Source organism: Curtobacterium sp. A7_M15 (assembly GCF_030705415.1).
Classification (GTDB): Bacteria; Actinomycetota; Actinomycetes; order Actinomycetales; family Microbacteriaceae; genus Curtobacterium.
In genome coordinates this window covers 1-3081 of the sequence record NZ_JAUZED010000131.1, presented here as the reverse complement: position 1 = coordinate 3081, position 3081 = coordinate 1, and the positions used below count along the sequence as shown (strand labels likewise).

Sequence of the window (3081 nt, the reverse complement as noted above, 5' to 3'; positions counted from 1 at the left end):
CCCGGGGGCCCCCCCCCCCCCCCCCCCGCCCCCGGGGCCGGGCCGCCCCCCCCCCCCCCCCCCCCCCCCTCCTGGACGGTCGCCTCCACCGCAACACGCACGACGGTCGGTGCAGCCCGGTCCGTCGCGAACCGCCGCCAGGGGGCGGCGTGGAAGGGGACCCATGATCGCGGTCAACGGACCGGCGGTCGTCGCGGACGACGTGTCGATCGAGTACCGAGGCGGACGGGGGACGGAGGCGATCCGCGCCGTCGACGGCGTGAGCCTCACAGTCCGCCAGGGGGAGATCCTGGCCGTGCTCGGCGAGTCCGGGTCCGGCAAGTCGACGTTCGCCGCAGCGATCGCCGGCCAGCTCGGCACCACCGGCGAGGGCGAAGGCGCCCACCGACGCCACATCGTCGGGGGCGAGCTCACGGTGCTCGGGCAGAAGACACGTGGGCTCCGCCCGACGTCGCGCAAGCTCGAGCGGCTCAGCGGCCGCATCGGCTACCTGCCGCAGGACGGCGCCGACCGGCTCAGCCCGGACCACACCGTCGGCGAGGCCATCGCCGAACCGATCTACGCGCGCGACCGCCGCTTCGACCGGAAAGAGGCCGGGCTCATCGTCGCCCGTCTCGTCGACGCCGTGCACCTGCCGCTCGGGGTGATGCGCCTCAACACGTGGGAGCTCTCCAGCGGCCAGCGGCAGCGCGTCGCCCTCGCGAAGGCACTCGTGCTCGAGCCCCAGCTGCTCGTCGCCGACGAACCCGCCCGCGGCGTGGACGTGCTGGTGCGGCAGTCGGTGCTCGAGGCCCTGGCGACCCTGCAGCGGAACCGGCAGTTCTCGGCGGTCGTGGTGTCGAGCGACCTGCGCGAGGCCCGGGCACTCGCCGACCGTGTGGCGATCATGGCCGAGAGCCGGCTCGTCGGGCTCGGCACCTTCGACGAGGTCCTCGACAACCCCGTCGACCCCTACGTCAAGACGCTCGCGGCGACGGCGGCCCGACCGGTGAAGCGCCGGCAGCCGGCGTCGGCCGCACCGCGTCGGTCCTCGGCGCCGCGTCGACCGGTCGCCGCCGGTACCGGTCCGCGCGCGGAACGGCAGGAGAACGCGTGAGCGCGGGTGTGTCGTCGGGCGCGTCATCGTCATCGGGGGTGCGCGGGCACCGGGCCGTGGTGACCGACGCGGGTGCCGAGCTGCCGGTCGCCCCGCCGACCGCGGGACCGATCGCGATCCTCCCTGCGGGGGACGGCACCGCCCTGCACGAGGACGCGGTGGCGGCCGCCGGTGGGACCGTCGCGGCGCTCGGCCAGGACACCGCCGGGCTCGTGTGGCTCGACCCTCGGGATCCGTCCGGGTTGGCGTCGGCGCTCGACTCCGCACCCGGCGTCGGCTGGGTCCAGCTGCCGTTCGCCGGTGTGGACGCGTTCGCCTCGCTCATCGCCGAGCACGGTGACCGCGTGCTGTTCACGTCGGCGAAGGGCGCCTACGCGGAGCCCGTCGCCGAGCACGCTCTCGCCCTGACCCTCGGGACGCTCCGCGTGCTGCACAAGCGGGCCCGCGCGAAGTCCTGGGCGACCGAGCCCGAGGGCGTCTCGCTCTACGGCCGGAACGTGGTCGTCGTCGGCGCGGGCGGGATCGCGCAGGAGTACATCCGGCTGCTCGCGCCGTTCGAGGTCTCGGTCACCGTGGTGCGCCGGTCCGCCTCGCCCGTCGACGGCGCCGACCGCACGGTCACCACCGACGCCCTCGACGAGGTCCTGCCGGACGCCGACGTGGTGATGATCGCCGCGGCGATGACCTCGGGGACGTCCAAGCTGTTCGGTGCTCGCCAGTTCGCGGTCATGAAGCCGTCCGCGCGCCTCGTGAACATCGCTCGCGGGGGACTCGTCGACACCGATGCGCTCGTGGACGCGCTGCGGAGCGGGGCGATCGCGGCCGCCGGGCTGGACGTCACCGACCCCGAGCCGCTGCCGGACGGGCACCCGCTCTGGGACGAGCCGGGCGCGATCATCACGCCGCACCAGGCCGACACGCCGGAGATGGTGGCGCCGCTGCTCGCCGAGCGCGTGCGGGTGAACACCGTGGCGTTCCTCGGCGGGGCCGGCGAGGGCTTCGTGGGCGTCGTCGACCCGGTCGCAGGGTACTGAGCGCGGCACGCCCGGGATGCGTGGCGGATGCGCGGGGTCGCTCCCCGGTGCTGCTATGCTGTTACCCGTTGTTCGCACGACATTCGCCAGCGGACAGTGATCCTCGATAGCTCAATTGGCAGAGCAGCCGGCTGTTAACCGGCAGGTTGTTGGTTCGAGTCCAACTCGGGGAGCAGGCAGGCCCTCACCTTCGGGTGGGGGCCTTTCGCGTGGGGCCGGGGATGCGGCACGGGCCTGCTGCGGCCGTTCTTTCGGGCTGGGCGACACTTCACGGACCGCGGCGCGCGTGACGTGTCGGTGGGCGCGAAAGTCCGGCCGCTTCCGGAGCTCGCAGCAGACGCATGGCCGGAAGCTGTTAGCGTTCACAGGTGATCTCCGTCCGCCGAGCCCTCGCCGTGGGTGCCGTCGTGGCCGCGGCGATCGGCCTCGCGGGGTGCACGCCGAGCGCAGAGTCCGAGCCCGGTGACTCGCTCGACACCACCGCCACCTCGGGCGTCGAGGTGTCCGGCACGGCGCCGATCGTCTTCGCCTTCGTCTGTGCGGTCGGCACCTCGGACCGGTCCGAGACGTACACGACCTACTCCGCGGTCTGGGACGACGACCGAACCGACTGCCGGGCGCAGCGGATCACCGGCACCGAGATGTCGTCACAGCAGCGCGCCGCGGTCGACGCCGCCGAGGGGGACGCCACGCTCGAGGAACTCGCGACGACCTGCGCGGTGCGGGGAACCGGGCCGTGGACGGCTGCCGTCGACTCGTCGACCGAGGCGCACGTCGCGGCCGGCCTGCTCGAGTACTGCCCGGGGCACCCGGAGACCGAGCACCTGCGGGACGCGATCTCTGCCTGGCGGGGGTGAGGCGCGCCTCCGCTCGATGGCAGGTTCGGTCCGCGCGGGTGGTGGTGGTGCATCGCGCCCCGATGCGGTCATCGCGCCCCGGAGAGTCGGGGCG

The 3081-nt window shown here is 74.3% G+C and carries 3 protein-coding genes and 1 tRNA gene; all 4 read left to right on the top strand.

The genetic code is table 11. The features are described from left to right. The first annotated feature begins 163 nt into the window (after positions 1-163). The 4 genes from Q7F20_RS16490 (at position 164) to Q7F20_RS16475 (ending at position 2987) form a co-directional block, all read left to right on the top strand. Positions 164-1096, top strand: coding sequence for an ATP-binding cassette domain-containing protein (locus tag Q7F20_RS16490; RefSeq protein ID WP_305741155.1), 933 nt, complete (start codon positions 164-166; stop codon positions 1094-1096). Beyond that, the gene (locus Q7F20_RS16485) at positions 1093-2130 is read left to right on the top strand and encodes a D-isomer specific 2-hydroxyacid dehydrogenase family protein (RefSeq protein ID WP_305741154.1); all 1038 of its coding nucleotides are present in this window, start codon (positions 1093-1095) and stop codon (positions 2128-2130) included. Before Q7F20_RS16490 ends, Q7F20_RS16485 begins: the two co-directional genes overlap by 4 nt. 100 nt (positions 2131-2230) lie before the next feature. Beyond that, positions 2231-2303: transfer RNA gene (locus Q7F20_RS16480), tRNA-Asn, on the top strand. Positions 2304-2498: 195 nt separating this feature from the next. Next, positions 2499-2987 (top strand): hypothetical protein, encoded by a 489-nt coding sequence (locus Q7F20_RS16475; RefSeq protein ID WP_305741153.1) that lies wholly within the window; start codon positions 2499-2501, stop codon positions 2985-2987. The last annotated feature ends 94 nt before the right edge of the window (positions 2988-3081 follow it).

What these genes read in the sequence shown, in the direction of transcription:
- Q7F20_RS16490 (WP_305741155.1), top strand. Translation starts at nt 164, where the DNA reads ATGATCGCGGTCAACGGACCGGCGGTCGTCGCGGACGACGTGTCGATC.